Annotated in this window: 27 protein-coding genes; 23 read left to right on the top strand and 4 right to left on the bottom strand. The window is 58.9% G+C overall.

The features are described 5' to 3' along the window. Window positions 1-73 precede the first annotated feature (73 nt). Genes AC19YS_RS25310 through AC19YS_RS25300 form a run of 3 tightly spaced genes read left to right on the top strand, consistent with a single transcriptional unit; the run spans window position 74 to window position 1,324 of the window. Complete coding sequence (locus AC19YS_RS25310) at window positions 74-328, top strand: hypothetical protein (RefSeq protein WP_500602858.1); 255 nt, start codon at window positions 74-76, stop codon at window positions 326-328. 58 nt (window positions 329-386) lie between these two features. Next, window positions 387-812 carry a structural protein gene (locus AC19YS_RS25305; protein WP_500602857.1) on the top strand — a complete coding sequence of 142 codons (426 nt, stop codon included), beginning with the start codon at window positions 387-389 and terminating at the stop codon, window positions 810-812. Beyond that, entirely contained in the window at window positions 809-1,324 is a 516-nt protein-coding gene (locus AC19YS_RS25300) for a lysis system i-spanin subunit Rz (protein ID WP_500602856.1), read from the top strand. Before AC19YS_RS25305 ends, AC19YS_RS25300 begins: the two co-directional genes overlap by 4 nt. Before the next feature lie 581 nt (window positions 1,325-1,905). On the opposite strand, the gene AC19YS_RS25295 is transcribed toward AC19YS_RS25300, so the two are convergent. Beyond that, window positions 1,906-2,583, bottom strand: a complete 678-nt coding sequence (locus AC19YS_RS25295; RefSeq protein ID WP_500602855.1) for an SOS response-associated peptidase — start codon at window positions 2,581-2,583, stop codon at window positions 1,906-1,908. Window positions 2,584-2,666: 83 nt separating this feature from the next. Between AC19YS_RS25295 and AC19YS_RS25290 the strand changes: the two genes are divergently transcribed. Beyond that, complete coding sequence (locus AC19YS_RS25290) at window positions 2,667-2,876, top strand: hypothetical protein (RefSeq protein WP_500602854.1); 210 nt, start codon at window positions 2,667-2,669, stop codon at window positions 2,874-2,876. Here AC19YS_RS25290 and AC19YS_RS25285 read toward each other — a convergent pair. From AC19YS_RS25285 to AC19YS_RS25275, 3 genes are all read right to left on the bottom strand, one after another. After that, a complete protein-coding gene (locus AC19YS_RS25285; RefSeq protein ID WP_500602852.1) occupies window positions 2,868-3,227 on the bottom strand; it encodes a hypothetical protein in 360 nt (119 codons plus the stop codon). The genes AC19YS_RS25290 and AC19YS_RS25285 overlap by 9 nt on opposite strands. A gap of 650 nt (window positions 3,228-3,877) precedes the next feature. Then, window positions 3,878-4,159: a DUF3077 domain-containing protein gene (locus tag AC19YS_RS25280; RefSeq protein WP_119738629.1), complete on the bottom strand. Its 282-nt coding sequence runs from the start codon at window positions 4,157-4,159 to the stop codon at window positions 3,878-3,880. 771 nt (window positions 4,160-4,930) lie between these two features. Beyond that, window positions 4,931-6,553 carry a methyl-accepting chemotaxis protein gene (locus tag AC19YS_RS25275; RefSeq protein ID WP_500602851.1) on the bottom strand — a complete coding sequence of 541 codons (1,623 nt, stop codon included), beginning with the start codon at window positions 6,551-6,553 and terminating at the stop codon, window positions 4,931-4,933. A gap of 310 nt (window positions 6,554-6,863) precedes the next feature. Here AC19YS_RS25275 and AC19YS_RS25270 point away from each other — a divergent pair, with 310 nt between their 5' ends. The 19 genes from AC19YS_RS25270 to AC19YS_RS25180 all read left to right on the top strand — a co-directional run bounded on the left by AC19YS_RS25270 (window position 6,864) and on the right by AC19YS_RS25180 (window position 21,249). Next, on the top strand, window positions 6,864-7,598 hold the full coding sequence (locus AC19YS_RS25270) for a LexA family transcriptional regulator (protein WP_119738633.1): 735 nt from the start codon (window positions 6,864-6,866) through the stop codon (window positions 7,596-7,598). Next, window positions 7,577-7,906: a hypothetical protein gene (locus AC19YS_RS25265; RefSeq protein ID WP_500602859.1), complete on the top strand. Its 330-nt coding sequence runs from the start codon at window positions 7,577-7,579 to the stop codon at window positions 7,904-7,906. Before AC19YS_RS25270 ends, AC19YS_RS25265 begins: the two co-directional genes overlap by 22 nt. 290 nt (window positions 7,907-8,196) lie before the next feature. Continuing rightward, window positions 8,197-8,535 carry a phage holin family protein gene (locus tag AC19YS_RS25260; RefSeq protein ID WP_106577252.1) on the top strand — a complete coding sequence of 113 codons (339 nt, stop codon included), beginning with the start codon at window positions 8,197-8,199 and terminating at the stop codon, window positions 8,533-8,535. Between the two features lie 23 nt (window positions 8,536-8,558). Further along, entirely contained in the window at window positions 8,559-9,074 is a 516-nt protein-coding gene (locus AC19YS_RS25255; protein ID WP_448198788.1) for a hypothetical protein, read from the top strand. A gap of 3 nt (window positions 9,075-9,077) precedes the next feature. Next, window positions 9,078-9,689, top strand: a complete 612-nt coding sequence (locus tag AC19YS_RS25250; RefSeq protein ID WP_124416550.1) for a phage baseplate assembly protein V — start codon at window positions 9,078-9,080, stop codon at window positions 9,687-9,689. Between the two features lie 9 nt (window positions 9,690-9,698). Continuing rightward, entirely contained in the window at window positions 9,699-10,031 is a 333-nt protein-coding gene (locus tag AC19YS_RS25245; protein WP_106577249.1) for a phage baseplate protein, read from the top strand. Beyond that, entirely contained in the window at window positions 10,028-11,023 is a 996-nt protein-coding gene (locus AC19YS_RS25240) for a baseplate J/gp47 family protein (RefSeq protein WP_500602850.1), read from the top strand. The genes AC19YS_RS25245 and AC19YS_RS25240 overlap by 4 nt, the downstream gene beginning before the upstream one ends. Beyond that, window positions 11,020-11,652, top strand: coding sequence for a phage tail protein I (locus AC19YS_RS25235; protein WP_500602849.1), 633 nt, complete (start codon window positions 11,020-11,022; stop codon window positions 11,650-11,652). Before AC19YS_RS25240 ends, AC19YS_RS25235 begins: the two co-directional genes overlap by 4 nt. 2 nt (window positions 11,653-11,654) lie before the next feature. Continuing rightward, window positions 11,655-14,033: a phage tail protein gene (locus AC19YS_RS25230; protein ID WP_200624595.1), complete on the top strand. Its 2,379-nt coding sequence runs from the start codon at window positions 11,655-11,657 to the stop codon at window positions 14,031-14,033. 20 nt (window positions 14,034-14,053) lie between these two features. After that, complete coding sequence (locus tag AC19YS_RS25225) at window positions 14,054-14,599, top strand: phage tail assembly chaperone (RefSeq protein WP_119738648.1); 546 nt, start codon at window positions 14,054-14,056, stop codon at window positions 14,597-14,599. Window positions 14,600-14,692: 93 nt separating this feature from the next. Continuing rightward, the gene (locus AC19YS_RS25220) at window positions 14,693-14,872 is read left to right on the top strand and encodes a hypothetical protein (RefSeq protein ID WP_200624596.1); all 180 of its coding nucleotides are present in this window, start codon (window positions 14,693-14,695) and stop codon (window positions 14,870-14,872) included. A gap of 2 nt (window positions 14,873-14,874) precedes the next feature. Beyond that, on the top strand, window positions 14,875-16,041 hold the full coding sequence (locus AC19YS_RS25215; RefSeq protein ID WP_106577244.1) for a phage tail sheath protein: 1,167 nt from the start codon (window positions 14,875-14,877) through the stop codon (window positions 16,039-16,041). After that, window positions 16,041-16,547 (top strand): phage major tail tube protein, encoded by a 507-nt coding sequence (locus tag AC19YS_RS25210; protein ID WP_500602848.1) that lies wholly within the window; start codon window positions 16,041-16,043, stop codon window positions 16,545-16,547. The genes AC19YS_RS25215 and AC19YS_RS25210 overlap by 1 nt, the downstream gene beginning before the upstream one ends. 182 nt (window positions 16,548-16,729) lie before the next feature. Next, window positions 16,730-17,302: a phage tail assembly protein gene (locus AC19YS_RS25205; RefSeq protein WP_500602847.1), complete on the top strand. Its 573-nt coding sequence runs from the start codon at window positions 16,730-16,732 to the stop codon at window positions 17,300-17,302. Next, the gene (locus AC19YS_RS25200) at window positions 17,299-17,424 is read left to right on the top strand and encodes a hypothetical protein (protein WP_017844653.1); all 126 of its coding nucleotides are present in this window, start codon (window positions 17,299-17,301) and stop codon (window positions 17,422-17,424) included. The genes AC19YS_RS25205 and AC19YS_RS25200 overlap by 4 nt, the downstream gene beginning before the upstream one ends. Window positions 17,425-17,430: 6 nt before the next feature. Then, complete coding sequence (locus AC19YS_RS25195) at window positions 17,431-19,644, top strand: phage tail tape measure protein (RefSeq protein WP_500602846.1); 2,214 nt, start codon at window positions 17,431-17,433, stop codon at window positions 19,642-19,644. Beyond that, complete coding sequence (locus tag AC19YS_RS25190) at window positions 19,644-20,027, top strand: phage tail protein (protein WP_145161628.1); 384 nt, start codon at window positions 19,644-19,646, stop codon at window positions 20,025-20,027. The genes AC19YS_RS25195 and AC19YS_RS25190 overlap by 1 nt, the downstream gene beginning before the upstream one ends. Continuing rightward, complete coding sequence (locus AC19YS_RS25185) at window positions 20,020-20,232, top strand: tail protein X (RefSeq protein WP_200624599.1); 213 nt, start codon at window positions 20,020-20,022, stop codon at window positions 20,230-20,232. The genes AC19YS_RS25190 and AC19YS_RS25185 overlap by 8 nt, the downstream gene beginning before the upstream one ends. A 9-nt stretch (window positions 20,233-20,241) precedes the next feature. After that, complete coding sequence (locus AC19YS_RS25180; RefSeq protein WP_106577238.1) at window positions 20,242-21,249, top strand: contractile injection system protein, VgrG/Pvc8 family; 1,008 nt, start codon at window positions 20,242-20,244, stop codon at window positions 21,247-21,249. Window position 21,250 lies beyond the last annotated feature (1 nt).

The following is a 21,250-nucleotide window of genomic DNA, read 5'->3' as shown; positions in this document are numbered from 1 at the left end:
AGGACGCTACGGCCGCTGCAAACTTCCCCGCCGATATCGTCAGTCCGCCTGACGGGAACGTGAGTCTTCCCCAATGAAAAACATTGATTTCAGCAAGATGGTGACTGTCGAGCAGCGTCAGAAAGAAGACCGCCGGGCAACGCTAGAGGCTGTCCTGGCTTCTCGCCGGGCCGCATACCTCGCCGAGTCTGATCCGCTCCGCCTTGAGGCGGACTACGACGCACTGAGCCAAGGTCTCGAACCAGACTATGCCGCGTGGCTTTCCTCCGTGGCCGCCATCAAGGCGCGTTTCCCGCTTCCGGCGTCTGAATACCGCACTGAAGCCTGATCTTCCGCAGAACACCACAGCCGCCATTGAGCGGTTTTTTTTCGCCTGGAGAAAAGCTATGCCCATCACTGAAACCCGCGGCGTGCGCAACAATAACCCCGGAAACATCGACTACAACCCAGCCAACCAGTGGCAAGGCCAGCTCAAGCCAGATCCGCAGATCGAGAAGCGGTTCGCCCGGTTCGATACGCCCGAGAACGGCATCCGCGCCCTGGGCAAGGTGCTGCTGACCTACCAGCGAAAGCATGGCTTGAAGACGGTAAAGGCGATCATCAGTCGCTGGGCGCCGGCCGTGGAGAACGACACCGCGGCCTACGTGCGTGCCGTCGAGGCAAACACAGGCACCCGCCCTGGCGCCGAGGTGGACCTTTCGCAGCCTGCGGTGATGTCCGGTTTCGTCAAGGCGATCATCCACCACGAAAACGCCGGGTATGCATATCCCGATGCTGTGCTGGCGGAAGGCGTGCGGCGGGCGCTGGCATGACGCCGGTGCAGAAGCTGGCGAGCCTGGCTCTGCTGATTCTGATGCTGATGGCCGGCCCCGCGGGCGTGGCCTGGCAGGTGCAGGACTGGCGCATGGGAGAGAAGCTCGCCGAGCAGGCCGGCCTGCACAAGGATGATTTGGCCGCGATCAGCAATGCCGCAGCGGCCCAGGCCCGCGCTGAACAGGACAAGCGCCGGGCCATCGAGAAAGAACTAGCGGCCCAGGACCAACAACACACTCGAGAACTATCCGATGCTCAACGCAACCAGGCTCTTTTGCGCGACCGCCTTGCCACTGCTGATGTGCGGCTGTCAGTCCTCCTTGCCGACGATCCAGCCAGTGGCTGCAACGTGCCTGCCGCCGCCGGCGCCGTCAGCGTGGTTCATGCAGCCCGTCGAGCCCAACTTAACCCAGCGCATGCGCAACGAATTATCGCCATCACCGGCGATGGGGATAACGGATTGATAGCGCTGCGTGCGTGCCAGGCGTATGTCAGAGCTATCGCACGGTGAGCATGAGTCGATATGGATCAATTCAAATAAGCAGCCCCCATCCACCAGACACGAGCTCTGATTTTCAACTTTGTAAATACAGAAACCTCGTGTTTGAAGGATAGCCTTGGGATCTTTTGCGTCGCAGAGCAAGCGAACGCCCCAATAGGCGATTTACTCCGCATATACCCTACTTGAAATATCTCGTTCCTTGTCTCAAGTTTCGATGAGCTGCGTAGATCTGGGTGTTGGCTGCCGAAGCCCGGCTCACTTGACTCTGAGCGTATCGATCGTAAGCGATTGTCTTCATCTATCCACCCCCAGTCCATCAACTGGATCGGGTGATCACTGAGGCTTATGACGTGCATAAACTCTCGGGGATCGGGGTCGTGATATGTGGAATAAGGGGAAACAGTAAAGCGATCGCGTTTTCCTCGAACCTGAATCACAGCGTTAAACAAGCCAGTAAAGCCCGCTACGAGCGCACCAATTAAAGTTGCCCACCCCTTGAAGTCTTCCATGGAAAGCCTGTTGTTCTGTAGAGAGTTCGCGAGAATAGCGAAATAAAGGTTGGATGTGTTTGTTTGGATGTCGCCGTATTTTTACATCCGCTCAATCAGCTCCGGCCCTTTGTTCCTCACATTACCCACGGCGGTGCCGACACTGAACCACTCGAAGGCCTCGGACGGCTCGCCCTGGTGCAGCACCATCTGCTCGGCGCGCTCCTTGGGCGTATCCGGGTCCAACCATTCCCGAGCCAGGTCCGGCGTCAGTACCACTGGGCGCCGGTCGTGGATATCCACCATTCCGCCTGCGCTGTCGGCGGTGATGATCACGAACCCGTCATGCTCGCCCGGGCCTTCATCGCTGTCGGGTAGTTGGCCAATAGCGGCGCACAGCACGGGCGCGCCATCCCGCCGGCGGATCAGATAGGGCTGCTTCTTCGGGCCGCCTTCGTCCACCCACTCAAACCAGTTATCGATGGGCGTGATTGCCCGGTGCGGCCAGATCGCTCGGAAGAACGGGCCGTGGGCTACCTTCTCGACGCGGGCATTTATCGGCGCCGCACGATCCTTGGCCCAGTGTGGCCGCCAACCCCAGCGCACCAGGTCGGCGTGCAGCAGCTCGCCCCGCTGGTGGAGCAAGGCGACTTGTGTTGTAGGGGCAACGTTGTAGCGCTCGAGTGGCAACTCACCGACTGAGTTCGCCAGGGCATTGGGCATGCTCAGCGCTGTGACAAAGTCGTGGATGCCGCGGTACTGTGAAATTCTCCCGCACATGGTGTTCTCCGCTCGTCGGACCTGCTGAACAGCTGGGCGCTGGTCAATCTCTACACTGTAGACACTGACCTCGAGTATTCGTCATGACGATCAACATTGAACAAGTTAACGCGATGGAGGCGTGGTTCGCCTTGCGCAATGAGCCAGAGTTCATCGCGGCCACACCGGAGGAGCGTTACGAGAGGCGGCTGGCGCTGGCTGACGACATGAAAGAGCGCGGCGTAATCGACAGCGGCGAGTGGCGGGAGCTGACAGAAGAGGCAGTCGCAGCTTATGCCGACGAGTTAGGCTGAGGGTTCTTTCAGGCTTTTGATCTCGGTCAGCAGCCGCTGGTTCTCCACGAGCAACTGGTCGCGCTGCTCGGCAACGATCATCAGGCTGTTTACCTGGCGGCCCAGCAGAGAATTTTCCAGATAGGCATCGGCCAAATCGGCTGCAGCCTTTTTCAGTGCTACCTCGGCCAATGCTTTGCCAGTGGCCAGCAGGTCGCCCATCTGCACCAGCCCGGCAATATTCCGGCGCGCATCACTCAACCGCTTCAAGGTTTCGTTCAGCTCGTCCTCGAGCAGGGCGCACTGATGCTTGTACATTTCCAAGGGTGTAGGGCAGCCAAGCCACGCCGAGGTGTCTTCGTCGATGTTCATGGTGTTGAAACTCAAATACTGTATGTGCGTACAGTAATCGAGGTGTTGCGGATTTGGGAGTGGTGTTCGTCGGCAGGACGCCGGAGAGAGGTTTTTCTGTCTAATACTACCTGGCGCTAAGCCGGTTTCATTGGCCTTAAAGCCTCCAAAATGACGGTAGGGTTTTAGACGGCTACGCTCCGAAAGCCACGCGGAACGTGGCCTAAGCATTGTTCAAGCCCATACTGCTGCATCATCGGCGTGTGGGAAGACAGATCGGACGTGTTTTTACTCATTGGATAGTAGGCAAATTCGTTGAAAGTGATGGGGCAAAGGGCGCGCGTGGTCCAGTGTCGATCAGTTGCGCAGCGCAGGCTTCCAAACGACGCAGGCCGAATGTGGGAGCTGTCGAGCCTTAGCGAGGCTGCGAAGGGATCGCCGCGCTGTACCTGCAGGCCGCAGCCCCTGCATCGCTGAAGTTCGAAAGCTCAACATCGTGCCCAATCGGGGGCGCTTAACTAAACGGCATTGGGCGCTTGGCCCAGCATTTGTTGCGATGGGCGCAAGGTTAACACGTGAAGTCGGCCCTTCGCAGGTCGCAAACGGCCAGGTAAAACACAAAAAAGGGCGGTGCCTTTATATAAAGCGCCGCCCCTTTTTACGGTTGGCCCTTACTGAATGTTGCCGGGCGAATCCAACACCTTCACTGCATCATCAACCACCGCTTTCACCATCTCCTGCAAGTAATGCGACGCCCAGGCGTAACGGTCCGTCTCCCTGGTCATCGCCGCATCTTCTGCGAGCTGCTTGGCGACATGGAGGAGGTCGGAGGCATGGTGCAAGGCTTCGTGCAGGGAAACACCGCTGTTGACACGGAATAGCGGTTGGTCGGAATGAAAGGAGAAGGGGGTGACGCCGAGGGTGGTTAACGCAGACGGATCTGTAGCGGTCATCGGTAAAACTCCCATATCAATTGAGAGCTACCCCGTTCGTTCTCAGGCGAATGGGTGGCAGCTGTGCGCAGGCTGAGAAACCGGAGATACAGGAACCCGGCAGACCCGAAGGTCTCCCACGCACAGCCGCCATTGCACGAATTGTGAGGCGAAAAAAAACGCCTGCAAATCGGGTTTTGGGGGCGCTTGGTGCGCCTGCATCTTGCCGGGTTCTCAGGCCCGATCGCTGAATTGGCAGCGACGGGAAGGAGGGTAGCGTGGTGCTGGGGTGGGTGCAACTGGGAAAAAGGGGAGCCTCTTTGCTTTGCCAGTTGCCAGCGGGCCCATGCGGGGGGATACGCCCCGCCAATGATCACCTGAAGATAAGAGCCCTGGTCAGTGGCTTAAAGGTGAAAGCAGCTTTAGGCCACTACCGATCAATCGACTGATCAAGTGGAAACGGACAAAAGATGCCCGTCGCGAGAGCTCGACTGAACCTGACCTGTGGCCAGTTGAAAAGGTTTGGCAGCGCTACTCAATCAACGCGCTCGAAAAAGCGGAGACGCGATTATCGGATCTAACGCAGTTGCTGCCAAAAGAGCCTGGCAAAAAAGCTGTCCAGCGTGCCCGCAAAAAAAGCCTACGTTTCGTCGATTAGGTATCACCGCCGCAAGGTCACGCAAATGCTGAGAGTTTTTGGTCTGAGCATTGCCCCGTGTAAGGCTATGAAATACGGGGCTCGGTCTTCCAACACTGCTCAGCCTGAAGCCGATCTAACCGCTAACGGTCCGGCTAAGCACTCAGGCGTGCCGTCACTTCATTCAACTGCCCTGACAACCCGTGAAGGTTGCGGCTTGCCGCTTCGGTGCGCTGCATGTTGTCCAGGTTGGTACTGGCAATCGTGGTGATTTCGGTGAGGTTGCGCGAGATGTCTTCCGCCACCGAGGTTTGCTCTTCGGCGGCGGTGGCAATCTGGCGGTTCATGTCGCGAATGGCTTCCACGGCATGGGTGATGCGCTCCAGCATGGCGCCGGCCTCATTTACTTGCGCGACACTTTCTTCACTGCGCGACTGGCCACTTTCAATCGCCTGAGCCGCGTCCACCGCGCCGGTTTGCACTGTTTGGATGATCTGGTTGATTTCGATGATCGACGCCGCCGTGCGCTGGGCCAGGCTTCGCACTTCGTCGGCCACGACCGCAAAACCGCGTCCGGCTTCACCGGCGCGGGCGGCTTCGATCGCCGCGTTCAGCGCCAGCAAATTAGTCTGTTCGGCGATGCCGCGTATCACTTCCAGCACCTTGCCGATGCGGCCACTGTCGGTTTCCAGGCGACGGATCACCGTGGCTGTGTTGGCGATCTCGCCACGCATTTGGGTGATGGTGTGAATGGTGCCCCGCATGACTTTTTCGCCCTGCTGCGCGGATTGGTCGGCATCATCGGCAGCGCGTGCGGCATCGGCTGCGTGACGAGCCACTTCCTGGGCGGTGGCGGACATTTCGTTCATCGCCGTAGCCACCTGATCGGTACGGTTGAACTGCTCGTTGGTACCGCTGGCCATGAGACCGGCGATGGCGTTTAACTCGCCACTTGCGCTGTCCAGATCCTTGGCGCTGCGCTGCAAGCGGTTGAAGGTTTCGGCGAGAAAGTCGCGCAAGGTGTTGGCGGCCATGGCCAGTTTGCCCAGCTCGTCTTCACGGCTACTGACCACGCGTTCGGTCAATTTGCCTTGGCTCAGTTGCGCCACGTAGTCGATCAGCTTGCGGATGGGGTCAACCAAGTTGCGGTTGATGAGCCACAGGCTCAACAGGCCGATCAACAGACCCGAGGCGAGCATTACGATAATCCCCAGCATCACCGTGCGTTTTGCAGCAGCGCTGATCAGCGTCGATTGCTCGGTGCCCTGTTTGCGCAGTTCGCCGACAAGTTCGCTCATCTGGTCGCTGGTAGCACGGTCGACGCCTTTAACTGCGGTGTCGCCTGCGGTGGGGTCTGCACCCGCGGCGATATAGGCATCGCGACCTTTCTGGTAAGCGCTTCCCAGCTGACGGTGTTCGTCACGCAGGCGTTCGATGCGGGCCTTGAGTTGGCCGTCCAGGCCTTTCTGGTTAGCCAGTTCGCCGAGAATCCCCTGTACGTCGCGCTGACGTTCTTCGAATTGCTTCCAGTATTTATCCAGGTCTGCCGGCTGCTTGCCCCGTAGTAATACGTTTTTCCATTCCTGCACCTGCACCTTGAATTGCAGGTTGGCCTCGTCGATCAATTGCGACGTGTGCAGCGGACCTTCGATTAGGTTGGCGTAGTTTTGCACCCCGCTGGACAGGAAATGAAAGCATGCCAAAGCAATCAGCAACATCGCCAACAGGCTGCCGCTCAGCAGCGCGAGAATTTGGGTTCTTAGGGATCTTTGCAGCATCGGATGATACTCATGACAGAAATTAGGCACGCCTGGTTGGGCGTGAAAGACGTCCAAACATCCCTGTCTGCGGTTCCGGTTCGTGGCCGGAGCCGCGCAAATTAACACCTGTGGTATCGGCCTTCCAGAGCGGTGCTTGAGACGAGTCCGACCGCCGGTGCCTCATAATTTCTCGATTGTCGTTCTCCGTATAAATACCTCTTGTTTGAAGATCAGATGAATGACTGCTTTTGGCTGTCGCTTTCTGATTTGCATAAATTATGCAAATTAGCATTTGCCAACCCCTAAAACTCCCGGCACTATCCGCGTTATGCAAAAACGCAACGTTTCTATCGTCTTAAGAGAACTGCTGGACCGCGACCGGATCTCCCCCACGGAGCTTCACCGGCGTACCGGCGTGCCTCAATCCACACTCTCGCGGATCCTCAGCGGCAAGATCGTTGACCCGTCGGACAAGCACATCTCGCGCATCGCCGAGTACTTTCGCGTCAGCACCGACCACCTGCGCGGGCGCGCGGCGGCGGGGGCTTTGCGCGATGACGGGCGCGACCCGATGCATTCGGAACTCAAGGACATAAGCCTGTGGGACGACGACACGCCCGTTAATGATGACGAGGTGTCGATCCCCTTTCTGCGCGAGGTTGAATTGGCTGCTGGATCAGGAAGATTCGTCATCGAGGAAAGCGAGAAGGCCAGCCTGCGGTTCGGCAAGCGCAGCTTGCGGCATAACGGTGTGCAGTTCGACCAGGCCAAGTGTGTGACGGTGCGCGGCAACAGTATGTTGCCGGTGCTGCGCGACGGCGCCACGGTCGGGGTGAACGCAGGCAAGAGTGGCATTGGCGATATCGTCGATGGCGATTTGTATGCCATCAACCACAATGGCCAGTTGCGGGTGAAACAGCTCTACCGCCTGCCTACCGGGATTCGCCTGCGCAGCTTCAATCGCGATGAACACCCGGACGAGGACTACAGTTTCCAGGATATCCAGGATGAGCAGATCAGCATCCTCGGTCATGTGTTCTGGTGGGGCATGTACGCCCGTTAACCTCCTTACGTAAGACAACGCCCGCCATTGCGCGGGCTTTTTTTCGCCTGCAGAAAACCACCAAGCCCTCTGCCCGCAAGGCCGCGAATGCACGCATGCATTTCCACGGCAAAAATAAATGCATTTGTGCATTGACTGTATATGCATACATGCATATTCTTCGTCTCAAGCCAGCCAACAAGGTGGTGGAGGCGGCAAGGATGCTGCCAAGGAAAGTGACAAGGACGGCACGCAACATCGGCAAGGACGCCATCGAAGCGATGGCAGGGATGCCAGGCAACACCGGCAAGGATGCCGACGCTCTTTAGTTTCAACGCTTCAAAAACAGGCAGCGATGAACCGGCCTAATAACGGTTCAGAGGGTTGGCAACTGACCCGGGTGTGCAGCGTAAAGCACCAGAAGCAGTTATCCGGCAGACAGGGATCGTGGTCGGAAAAACATCTTAGGAAAGGTCCGTACCGCGCCAGTAGCGCCGAAAGACCGAATCTGGACCGCATTACTGAAAAGCCCGGGCGACCGGGCTTTTTGGAATGCCTACCTATCGAAGCATTTGTAAATGAAAAACGGACTATCTATTGCTCAGCCAGGAGGCGTGACATGACAAATGAACAGCAAGCGTTAGCGGAAATGCCTATCTGGCTGGTCATCGTATTGGCAGTGATCGGCGGGGTATCCGGCGAAATGTGGCGCGCCGACAAAGAGGGCGCACGGGGTTGGTCGCTGATCCGCCGTCTGGCCCTGCGCTCCGGGGCCTGCATGGTGTGCGGCGTTTCAGCGCTGATGCTGTGCTACGCCGCCGGCATGTCGATCTGGACGGCCGGCGCCATCGGCTGCCTGACCGCGATGGCGGGTGCCGATGTGGCCATCGGCCTTTATGAGCGGTGGGCGGCCAAGCGCATCGGAATCAACGAAAACTCCCGTCAGGACCCGCAGTAACTGTTGCAAGGACGCTACTTAAAATGATGCTCATCGAAAAGCCCTCTCAACTGCCCCTCGCCATTGGCGAGGCGCTGCAAGCGGCCTTCCCGGACCTGAAAATCGGCAATCACCAGGACTTTAACGGCACCGGGGATAACACCGGCGTATTGATCACGGTCGAGGGCAATGGCCCCGGCATTCGCTCCCGAGAAGGGCGCAAGGCTCACGCGTTGACCCTTTCGCTCAAGGCCATGGTTGCGCCCGGGGCATTGCCATTTGATGCCTGCGACCTGGCTAGCCAACTGATGGACCTGGTGCTGGATAACCGCTGGAACCTGCCGCAGGCACAGTGTGATTTGCCGATGAATATCGTCGCCGCGCCGTCTGTGCGCACCACGGCGGAAACGGACTACGACACCTGGACCGTTTCCTTCACCCAAACCCTTTACTTGGGACCTGTATTACTCACCGATCCCACAGGCCAACCGCTGTTCGCTCGCACCTGGGAAGTCTCGAACATCAACGACCCCGATCAATACAAACCCCTGGCGGAGTAGCCCATGTTCGACGCGCTGTTACGCATGCAACTGGGGCCGATCGTAGAGCGCCTGGTGGAAATGGAAACCCAGCTTGAAGACCTTTACCGGCGTGCCGAAAGCTTCTGCCGCATTGGCGTGTGTCAGGAGGTCGACGCCGCCAGCAATACCTGCAAGGTCAGCCACGGTGAGTTGCTCACGCCGGCCATCCGTTTTTTCAACCCTAGCGCCGGTGCACAGACTGAAACGCGCATTCCGTCCGTGGGCGAACAATGCCTGTTGCTCAACTACGGCGGCGGCGAGGGCGGCGGCCAGTCTGTGGCCTTGTTCGGCCTGAACACTAGTCAGTTTCCGCCGGTCTCCAGCGTTGCCAGCTTGACCCGGCGCCGCCATCAGGACGGCACTCAAAGCGACTACGACGACGCCAGCCACACGTTCAACTGGGTCAACGGCCCCACCACCTTTACCGGCTCCCGCGAGCAGGTCGACGTCAAGGTCGGCGCCGCCAGCCTGACCATGAGCGCCCAGGGCATCACCCTGCAAATCGGCGGCACCCGCCTGTTGCTCGATGCCGGCGGCGCACACTTCAGCGGCCCCGTAGTGGACCACCAAGGACGCGTCATCAGCCCCCGATAAGGACACCGCATGATCGGAATCGACAGGAACACCGGGGCAGCCGTTGATGACTGGCTGCAATTCGTGCAGCGCGCCACCCGAGCGCTGACCACCCCCGTGGGCACTCGCCAAAAACGCCCGCTGTACGGCTCGCAGATCCCGCAACTGCTCGGCCAGAACCTCGGCGACGACCTGCTGATTCTCGCCCAAAGCCACGCCGCCCAAGCGTTCTATAACGCGCAGAACGGCATCGGCGATTTCCAACCCCAGGTCATCGTCGCGACCCGCCAAGGCGCCGGCCTGTTGCTGCGCTTTGCCGGTACCTGGAAAAACCGCCAACAATCCTTTGAGGTCGTGACATGAGCATGCTGATCCCCGGCCAGAACCAACTGGCGGAACCGGCCATCATCGCGGTGGATGAGTTCGAACCGTTGCTGGCCGAATTCAAGGCGTTTGTCGTTGACTACGTCGCCACCCGAGCGCCGCAAAGCGCGGCCAAACTCAAGGTCAGCCTCGACAATGAAAGCGAGCTGCTGACCCTGGCGCTGGAAGCGTTTTGTGTGCGGCTGCAAACCCACGAGCGCAAATACAATGCGCGCATCAAACAGATGCTGGCGTGGTGGGCCACCGGTAGCAACCTGGATGCACGCCTGGCCGATATGGGCCTGGAGCGCCAAGTACTCGACCCTGGCGACCCGGCGGCATTTCCGCCTGTGCCGCCAACATTGGAGAGCGATGACGACGCTCGCCTGCGTTACTACCTGGCGCCACATGCCCCGGCGGCAGGTTCGCGAATGCAGTATCGGCGTGAGGTTTTCACTCTAGGCGAACGGCCGTCGGTGAAGGTGCAAAGCGCTACGCCAGGTGTGGTAACCGTCAGCTACACCTTTGACCCGGACGGCTATGCGGCCCAGGTCAAAGACGGCAACGGGCGTCGAACAGCGCCCGGCGAAGTGATGGTCACCGTGCTTTCCCGTGAGGGCGACGGCACGCCTTCTGTCGATTTGCTTGACGGCGTTCGTCGCCATTTCGCACGGCCGGATGTACGGCCGGAGACGGATCTGGTCAGCGTGCAAGGCGCGCAAATCCTGCCGTACAAAATCCGCGTGGTCGCCAAGATCAATGCCGGCCCGGATTCGGGGCTTACACAAGTCGCCGCTCAAAAGCTGCTGCAGGACTACGCGGAGTCTTGTCACCGGCTGGAAGGGCGGGTGGATCCGAGCTGGATTGATTATGCGATTCACAGCGCCGGCGCTGCGCAACTGCTGATCCTTGAGCCCGTTTCTCCGATTCAGGCAACGGCCTTTCAGGCTCCCTATTGCACCGATATCGAGATTGAGGTGCGAATCTTATGAGTGAAGAGCAAATCGATCATAGCCTCCTGCCAACGAATAGCTCGGCACTGGAGAGGGCGCTGGATCTCGGCTTCGCAAAGCTGGTCAACCGTATTACGCCGCCTTTTCCGAGTCTGATGAACCCTAATGAAACGCCTACGGAGTTTCTACCCTACCTGGCTGCGGATCGCGGTGTGGCGGAATGGAGTGCTAACGCTGCGGAGTCTGAAAAGCGTCTTACCGTCGGGTTTTCTTGGCCAACAAAACGCCAGGCAGGCACGCGCCTTGCGCTCGAAAATGCGGTCCGGGGGCTTGAATTATCGCCTCAGATACAGGCGTGGCATGAGAAGTCTCCTACGGGTGCGCCATACAGTTTCACCGTTAGAGCTTTCACTGATCGGCCTTACAGCGAAGAGATAAACACTCGGCTCGACAAGCGCCTCGCGGATGCAAAAAGCGAGCGTGACACGTTGGCGGTGAGTGTCGGGTTATCCGCATCAGGCAATCACTGCATCAGTGCGGTCACTGTGTGTGGGGAACTGACCACGATTTCCCCCTTCAAGTTGGAAGGCCTCTCATCCATTTCGCCGCTTTATATGGCGGCGGGTATTTACACCGTCGAGACCATGACCCTTTACCCGTTGGAGTAAAAATGGCTGATTACTACACACTGTTAACAAACGCCGGGATCGCGCACGAGACCGCTTGCAAGGCAAGCGGGACGCCTATCAAGTTGACGCATATGTCGGTCGGCGATGGCGGCGGTTCTGTTTATAACCCCGACGCGACCGCGGTCGCTTTGCGCCGTGAGGTATGGCGAGGCAGCATCAACGCATTGATGCAGGATCAAAAAAACTTAAGCTGGTTACTGGCTGAGGTGACGATTCCTAATGAGGTGGGTGGCTGGTATGTGCGTGAAGCCGCCATATGGACTGACACCGGTATCCTCTATGCGGTCATTAAGTATCCAGAGTCATTCAAACCGGTAATGGCCGATCAAGGCGCAGGCAAAGAGTTTTATCTGCGTGCTATTTTTCAAACAAGCAACGCGTCGAATGTGGTGCTGTCGATCGATGACTCGATCGTCAAGGCCACGCGTGCCTGGGTGGCCGATTACGTGGCAGGCGAGCTGGCGAAACTGGACACTAAAAAGTCCGTGCGAGCCGCTGCAACTGGGCCAATTGTGTTGAGCGGTGCTCAAATGCTCGACGGCGTTGCCGTTGTTGCGGGCGACAGCGTACTGGTAACGTTCCAGGCGATTGCGGCCAATAATGGTATTTACACTGTTGCCAATGGCACTTGGTTTCGCCGTACTGATGCAGATGTCAGTGGTGAAGTAACACCTAACTTGATAGTCAGTGTTGAGGAGGGCACGAAGTACGCTGACACGCTGTGGCAACTGACCACGAACGCACCGATTATCCTGGGCACTACAGCGCTCGAATTCGAGCAGATTTATGGCCCGAGTGGGGTCATTCCTGGCACGTATCGGAGTGTCTCGGTTGACCGTCGAGGTTTTGTGATCGGTGGCACCAACCCAACCAGTCTCGCGGGTTTCGGTATTGTGGATGCTTTCACAAAAACCGAGAGCGACGTGCGCTTTCAGTCAAAATTGACCTACCTCCCTGTTCAGCAAGGCACGGGTATTGGCCAGCTCCAAAACACGGTAAAGCTGGGGTGGTCAGGTAATAATCTGAAGTTGACCATCGATAATTCCGATCTCGGAAAAATCTGGACGTCTTCTGATTTCTCTCCCGATACCAAGGCTAATTGGGGGTCGACGCTTGCCGCTTATGGAGTGACTAACGCATTTACCAAGGACGAAACCAATTATCTGGTCGGGCAACGTGCTTTGCGCGACGGTGTTACTAACATAGGCATGGCCAGTAATGACCCATCACTTATGTATATGCGCCGTGAAACAGATAACCTGGTGTATTTCATACAGAAGAAATTGGATTACACACCCGTCTCGCAAGGGACCGGCGTAGGCCAAAATAACTCAAGAGTAAACATTGGATGGTCCAGCGCTGGTTTGAAAGTAACGGTTGATACAACAGACCTGGGGAATTTTTGGTATTCCGGAAACTTCTCTCCCGACGCCAAGGCAAATTGGGGGTCGACGCTTGCCGCCTATGGCATTACCAACGCTTATACCAAAGATGAAACAGGATACTTGGTTGCACAACGCGTCATGCGCGATGGTATTACCAACATCGGCATGGCCGGTAATGATCCAGCGCTTATGTACATGCGTCGTGAATCGGATAACGCGTTGTACTTTATCCAGAGAAAACTGGATTACACACCCGTCGCGCAAGGCACCGGGGTGGGACAGACGGGATCAAGGGTTAACATTGGCTGGTCCCCTGTCGGCTTGAAGGCGACGGTGGATACAACGGATCTTGGCAATTTTTGGTATTCCGGAAACTTTTCGCCTGACACCAAGGCAAATTGGGGCTCTACGCTTGCCGCCTATGGCATTACCAACGCGTATACAAAAGACGAAACAATTGCCAAGTGCGAAGAGTATGTTTTGTCCAGGCCAATTCGCGATGCCATCACCACGGTGGGAATGGCGTCCGATAACCCTGAATTCATGTACATGCGCCGTTTGACAGACGGTGTCGTTTATTACATTCAGCCGCGTTTGGGCTACACGCCGATACAACAGGGCGGTGGCGTGGGGCAGGTTAATAACAAAATCAAACTGGGCTTTAACTCGGCAGGGAGTCTGCGTTTAACGGTAGATGCAACAGATTTTGGCGATTTGATCAGTGACGCAAATCATGGTGCAAAAGTGGCTGCCCTTGGCCTAAGTGCAGTCGGACAATATGCATTTGCGCGTCCGCTGGTTGCGCAGCCTGCCTCTAACCAAGGCACGATATTGGCGGGCAGTCAGTTGCTCTATACATCGCTCACTGTAAGTGACGGTGCAGGCAATAATTCAGGCCTGCTCAACGTAGGGCAGTGGCGCTTGCATGGCGCTTTGACTGGCTACAACGCTTCGTTGTGGCAACGTGTTTCTTAACTAAAATATAAGGTGATCAAATGTTTACCGTTCTAAGTGCAAACAATCCACGTTGGACCGACCAGGCGCATAGCGCAATAGTGCTGAACGTGGTTTTTGAACAAACCAAAGAGACCATTGGGGAACAGCCCTTCGCGGCATCTCCTAATGACGCTGAGCCTCACGGTGTTGAGCTTTTCGAGCGTGCGAAGGCTGGCGAGTTTGGAGAGGTTCAAGAGCCTACGCGTGAAATGATCCTCGCGCTGGTGATGTGCATGCGTACGGATAAGGCTGCATCCGCTACCCAGAAAATCAACGAATTGCTGACGGCTGTTGAGGTATTGCAGGACACCATCGCAGCTGGTTTGGCGGGAGAGGAGGCGGACGAATTGCCCGCCAGGCAAGCTGAGGTGGCGGCTTGGCGCCTGTACCGCGTGCATCTTGCACAGATGGAGGGCCAACCTGATTTTCCACAGGCAGTGATCTGGCCGGAACAGCCCGCGAGCCCTTTCATTTACACACCGCCATCCGAGCCTGAAGTGAAGGCATTTCAGGGCGTCGATCCCTCCGAACTTCCGAAGAAATAACCTCGCGCCTTGGCGCGTAATGCTTAACCCGATATCTGAAACATCCCCCGAGAGCCGCGTTGCGGTTTTTTTTATGCCTGGAGATTCAAAAAAATGGCTACGTCTAATCGCCAGAAATACACCGTCCTCATCCCATTCCCCCTCGGAGGTGGCCACTGGTCCACCGCCGGCGAAGAACTGGAACTGCTGGACGTTGAAGCATCCGCCCTGCGCACCGCCGGCCGCCTGGAACTGACCAGCGTCCTCAACTCCACCCCCAAGAAGGCTGACTAACCATGGCTGAGGTTCTTAACTTCGAGCACAACGGCATCACCGTGAATGCCACTGAATCCCCCGAGGCCATGGGTGGCCTTGGCGATAACGTCATCGGCCTGGTCGGCACTGCGCCGAATGCCCACGCGTCGATCCCGAAAAACGCGCCATTCCGCATCAACAGTTTCACCACCCAGGCGTTGCTGGACCCGACCGGCGCCGAGTCGGGCACGCTGTTCCAGGCCGTCTACCAGATCCTCAAAGTGGTGAAGGTGCCGGTCTACGTGGTGATCGTGGAGGAGGGCGCAACCCCGGCCGACACCCTCAACAATGTGATCGGTGGCAACGAGCCGACCACTGGACGCAAACTGGGCCTGGCTGCCCTGAGCAGCGTCCCTGAAGACCTGACCATCATCGGCGCCCCGGGCTTCACCGGCACCAAAGCCGTGGCCGGTGAGTTCGCCTCTTTCGGCAAGCGCATCAAGGCCCGTGTGGTGCTGGATGGCAAGGATGCTTCGGTTGCTGATCAGGTGACCTACAGCGGCGAGCTGGGCGGTGCCGACCTCGGTTTCGACCGTTGCCTGCTGGTGCACAACATGCCGTCGGTGTACTCCAAGGCGGCGAAAAAGAACGTGTTCCTGTCGCCGTCCTCGCTGGCCATCGCTGCACTGGCCAAGGTCAAGCAATGGGAAAGCCCGGGCAACCAGGTGACCTTCGCCGAGGACGTTTCCCGCGTGGTCGAGTACAACATCCTCGACACCTCCACCGAAGGCGACCTGCTCAACCGCTACGGCGTGAGCTACTACGCGCGCACCATCCTCGGCGGCTTCTCGCTGCTGGGTAACCGCTCCATCACCGGCAAGTTCATCAGCTACGTCGGCCTGGAAGATGCCATCAGCCGCAAGCTGGTCAAGGCCGGCCAGAAAGCCATGGCCAAGAACCTCACCAAGTCGTTCATGGACCAGGAGGTCAAGCGCATCAACGACTGGCTGCAAACCCTGGTCGCCGACGAAACCATCCCCGGCGGCAGCGTGTACCTGCACCCGGAATTGAACAGTGTCGAGAAGTACAAGAACGGCACCTGGTTCATCGTCATCGACTACGGCCGCTATGCGCCGAATGAACACATGATTTACCAACTCAATGCCCGCGATGAAATCATCGAGCAGTTCCTGGAGGACGTTCTCTAATGTTTACCAACCGTGTAAGACAGGCCATTGCGGCCACCCTTCAAGGCCTGCCGTTGTCCGCGACGGTGGAGGAGTTCACCCCGCCAAAGATCGAGTTCGACATGGAATCCATGTCCGGCGGGCGCTTCATCGCCGAAGAGATGGCCAAGAGCGGCAAGGTGCTCAATGCCAAGTTGGTTCTGCAAGGTGCCGGGCCGGAAATCATGCTGGCCCTGGGCGTGCGTATGGGCGACGACATCCTGTTGAACGTGCGTGAAGCCGGTCAGGACCAGGACGGCAAGACCTATTTCACCTACCACACCGTCGGCGGAAAACTCAAATCCCTGGAGGAGGCGAAGCTGAAGATGGGCGACAAGGTCACCACCACTTTGGAGCTGTCCTGCCGTACCTACAACCGTCTGGAAAACGGCATTCCGGTGATCGACATCGACGTGCGTACCCAGAAGTTCATGCTCAACGGTGTCGACATTCTCGGCGATGCGCGCCGCGCGGTGCTGATGCCTTAAGGGCTACCGTGACCTGAAGTGAGCACAGTCAATGTGGGAGCCGGGCTTGCCCGCGATGCAGGCGACTCGGTGTGCCTGGCGTATCGAGGTGATGCCATCGCAGGCAAGCCAGCTCCCACATCGACCGCGCTCAGCTTTAGATTCGCGCTGCTTTCAACAACGCTTAAACAAGGAATTGCCCCATGGCCTGGATGCCACCGCTGCACATTCTGCTGTCTCCGATCACCGCCGACACCGGCGCGACGATCCAGCAAATTCAACTCAAGCCGCTGTTCTACGCCGCGCAAAAAAACGCGCTGGCCCGGGCCGGTGATGACGAGGACGACCAGTTTTTTGAACTGGCAAAACTCGCCACCGGCCTGTCGGAAAAAGAACTCGATCAGCTCAAGCGCCCGGACTACGTGAGCATTGCTCAGTACGTGCACGAAATGTCGACGCGCCCAGCGTCGTTCTTCCTCGGCGAACGCGATGAGCCGTCGCAGCATGAACAGGTGCACCTGCTGCTGCCCCTCGATGCCGCCGGCCGCAACCTGACCGCACTGAGCCTGGAAATGCCCGCCCTGCGCGCTACCAAGGCCATGAAGAAACTCGCCACCAACAAAGAACGCGCCGAATTCATCACCGCTCACTGCACCGGCCTGATGATCCCCGACCTGGCCGGGCTGACCGTTCCCGACTGGACGGAACTGCAGGAGCGCATCGACGATTTTTTAAACAAACCGGCGGACTTCTTTCGGAGCGCGACATCGAAGTGATCCTCGATGTGGTGCCACTGATTTACTCGGTCAATGAGGCGGAGATCCTCGACTGGGACGCCGGAAAAGCATTGCGCCGCTACGACATCGCGATCACTCGCCTTGGCGTCAAACAGGAGTAGAGCGGTATGGCAGGCAATAACCATGCAAGCCCGTCAGCCATCGCCACGGAAGGCGAGCTGACGCTGGGCTCACGTGACACCGCAGTGGCGCAGGCCAGTATCAAACCCATTGCGTCAACACTCGCCGGGCCCTCGGGCGCGATGCCGGTAGAGGCCGCGAGTCTGGGGTTGGCCCTGGCGACTGCCAGCCTTGAGATCAATCTCCTGGCGGCGGGGCAGGATCGGCTGGTGAATACCCTCGAGCTGTTCAACGCCTCACTGCTCAAGATGATGGACGCCCGGCAAGTTGAAGCTGGCGAAGGCGCGGGAGCAGCAAAAGCTGCAGCCCCCGCTGAGGCGCGCAAACCCTCGCACGCACTGGATGCCGCGATGACTGACCTGGATCAGTTGTTGATGTTTGTCGGCCGCCAGCGCAAACAACTGCGCGAAACCAACTTGGCCATGGCGTCGGAACCGATGGTAGCGGCGAGCGGTGCAAGCGCCGTGGACCTGGCACAGGTCGAGTATGTGGCCGCCCGGTCCGGCATCGGCAGCGACCGCAAGGATGCCTCGGGCAATATCGACCGCGCGGCTCGTCAGGACGACCTGACCCAGTTCGCCCGCGACGCAGCCATCATGGCGACGGCCTTCAAGGTCGACGTCAAAAATGCCGGCGACATGATGGGCGGCTGGCGCGAGTCGATGAAAATCGACCGCGAGCAAACCCGGGACCTGGCTGACGCGACCAATGTGTTGGGCACCCATGTTTCGCTCAAGGCAGAAGCGGCGGATATCGGCGCTATTGTGCAGCGCGCAGGGGGTACGGCCACCGCCGCGGGCATGAGCCCCGAGCAGGCAGCGGCGCTTTCGGCGGCATTGCTCAGTGCCGGCAACAGCAAGAGTGCAGCGGGTGTCGGGCTGGAAAAAATCAGCAGCACCCTGGCCAAAGGCGACAGCGCTTCTGAAAGCCAGCGCAACGCGTGGGCGACGCTCAAGCTTGATCCCACGTTGCTCGCTGGCGGGATGCAGCAGGATGCGCCCCAGACCCTGCTCACGGTGCTTGAAGCGCTCAAGGCGCAACCGGCTGAGAAACAAGCGGCGTTGGCCACTCAATTGTTCGATGGCAACCAGTCGATTCTGAGCCTGGTGCCCGCCATCGACACGGTAAAGCAGGCGTTTACGCTGGTGGCCGACAAGTCGGTGTACGCGACGTCGACACTTGGCGAACAAGGCTCGGTCCTGCGTTCGGCAGCGGTTCGCGCAGACTCCACACAGGCACGTCGTCAAGCCTTCGAGGCCAGCACCACGCGGCTGGATACCGTCAAGGATGCCGCGCTGGCGCCGATCGTGGACACCTCGTTGACCGCGATGACCGGGCTGGTGACGGGCGTGGGCTGGTTGGCCGAGGCGCTGCCCAAGACCACGGCCGCTGTAACGCTGGCTGGCGCGGCGCTGGGGCCGGTGTTTTCTGGTGTGTTCGATGCGGTGAAGGACAAGGTGTTCGAGAAGGTCGCCGGCAAGGTTCTCGGAGGCGGCGATACCACACCAGGCAAGGTGAGCGCGCCAGCCAGCCAGAACACACCTAAAGGCAACGAAACGCCGCGCGGTGATCACTCCGCAGACAAGCCTTCACGAACTGCGAGAGCCAGTAAGGTCGCACGAAGAGGCTCCCTTGGCGTGGTGCTGGCGGGTGCTGGCATTGACCTTGTCCAGGGCGCGATGTCGGGGAACCTGGGTAAAGCCGTCGGCACCACGGTAGGGTCAGTCGGCGGCGGCGTTGCCGGTGGCGTTGCTGGCGAATTTGCGGGCATGGCCGTTGGCCGCGCGCTCGGCACGCTCGCCGGGGCGGCGATCGGCTCGGTGGTGCCGGGGGCTGGCACAGTGCTGGGCGGGGTCATGGGCGGTGTCGCTGGCGGTGCCATCGGCAAAGTGGTCGGCGGCGCGCTGGGTACGTTTGCCGGCAGTGATATCGGCGCCTGGCTGAGTGAAAAACTGATGGGCTCCGATGACCGTCTGCCATCACCCGGCGAGACCAGCAAAAAACTCAGTAGCGCTCAAGCCGACAACCGCCAAGTCAACTTCGCGCCGCAAATCACCATCAACGCACCCGAGCAGGCCAACCCACAACAACTGGCCGCGATCGTGGTGCAACAGATCGAGGCGCAATTCTCGCCGCTGTCGATGGACAGCCTGCTGGCGACGCGACGTGACTCGGCCCTGACCGATACAGGAGTGGTGTGATGCGACAACAAATGGCGTTGGGCCCGTTTATTTTCGGGCTGTCCCGTGGGTTTGCCTACGACACCCTGGACCGTTTGAGCAGTGGGGGGTGGGGCAGCCTGGATATCGTTTCCGGCAAGCCCAAATCCACCCAAGTTGGCCAGGCGCTCGAAACGCTGTCATTCGGCGGCAAGGCTGCACGCGCGCTGGGCATGGCGCGGATGGACGAATTGCGTGCGCTGCAAGCCCAGCGTGTGCCGTTGCCGCTGGTCGATGGCGTAGGCCTGAACTGGGGGCTGTGGACCATCAAATCGGTGGACGAAAAACAGTCCTGTGTGATCGATGACGGCACGGCCATGGTGGTCAATTGGGTGTTGGTACTGGAGGAATTCGTCAATGCGTAAGGTTCGAAGTATTGCCGGTGACTCGGTCAACCTGTTGCTCTATCGCGAGCTCCGTCGCTGTGATGATGCCGCCGAAGAGGTGCTGTGGCGCTTGAATCCGCAGTTGGCCGAACAGGGCGCGGTATTGCCGGCAGGCGTCAATGTGATTGTGCCTGAGCTGGATACCCAGCCCGTGGCCAGGCAGCCGGTTACGGCCTGGGATTAAGGAGCAACCATGACACTTGGATTTACACCCGTGGTGGAGATTTACGGTGCCAATGCCGCACTCCTCAATGAGCGGCTATTGGAGTGGGAGCATACCGACATGGCCGGCTTTACGTCCGACCAGCTCAAGCTGACACTCGACATCGAGGGCCTTGAAGGGCTGCCCAGCCTGGGCGGGCGTATCGGCCTGCGCATCGGGTATCGGGAGTCGGGCCTGGTGGACAAGGGCCGCTTCAAAATCACCCAGCGCACACCGTCACTGTTCCCGCTGCGTCTGGTGCTGGTGGCGACGGCGGCGCCCTTTGATGAGCCCGAATTCAAGAAGCGACGCACTGCCAGTCACGGGCCGATCAGCCTGGGTGCGTTGTTTCGCCAATTGACCACGCGCTACGGTTTTTCACCGCGCGTGGCGCCTGATCTGGAAGGCGAGCATATCCCGCACATCGACCAGACCAATGAAAGTGACATGGCGTTTCTCACGCGTCTGGCCAATCGCTTCGATGCCGTGGCCAAGCCTGTCGACGAGCTGTATGTGCTGGGCCGCAAAGGGCAGACAAAATCGCTGTCGGGCAAGGTCTTGCCGGTCGTGCCGTTGTCGATCACCCGCGACAATCGTCCGGGTGATCGCGCGTTTATCACCGCCAGCTTTACCCAAACCAGCCGCGCTACTTACCTGGGCGCACAAACGTCCTGGTGGGACGCGGCAGCCGGTAAACAACGGGTGGTGCAGGTGGGCATCGCGCCGTTCAAGGTGGTGACGCAGCGCTACCAGAACGAGGCCGAAGCCAGAACCGCTGCCGAGGGCGAGATGCGCCGAGTGGGCCGCGAAGGGATGCAAGTTAATGTGATCTGCCCCGGAAACCCCTTGTTCGGCGCTGAAGGCCTGTTGCTGCTGGACGAATCGTGGCCCGACTTCATGCGCGGCCGTTGGTCGATCAAGACGGTGACCTCCAGTGGCAAGCGCAGCGAGAGTTATCGATGCACGATTATGGCCAACGGTTTATCCGCGGCCGAGTGAG

This window comes from Pseudomonas sp. MF08831 (assembly GCF_059862645.1).
Note: the sequence above shows the minus strand (reverse complement) of the source record. Positions and strands in the feature narration are given on the sequence as shown.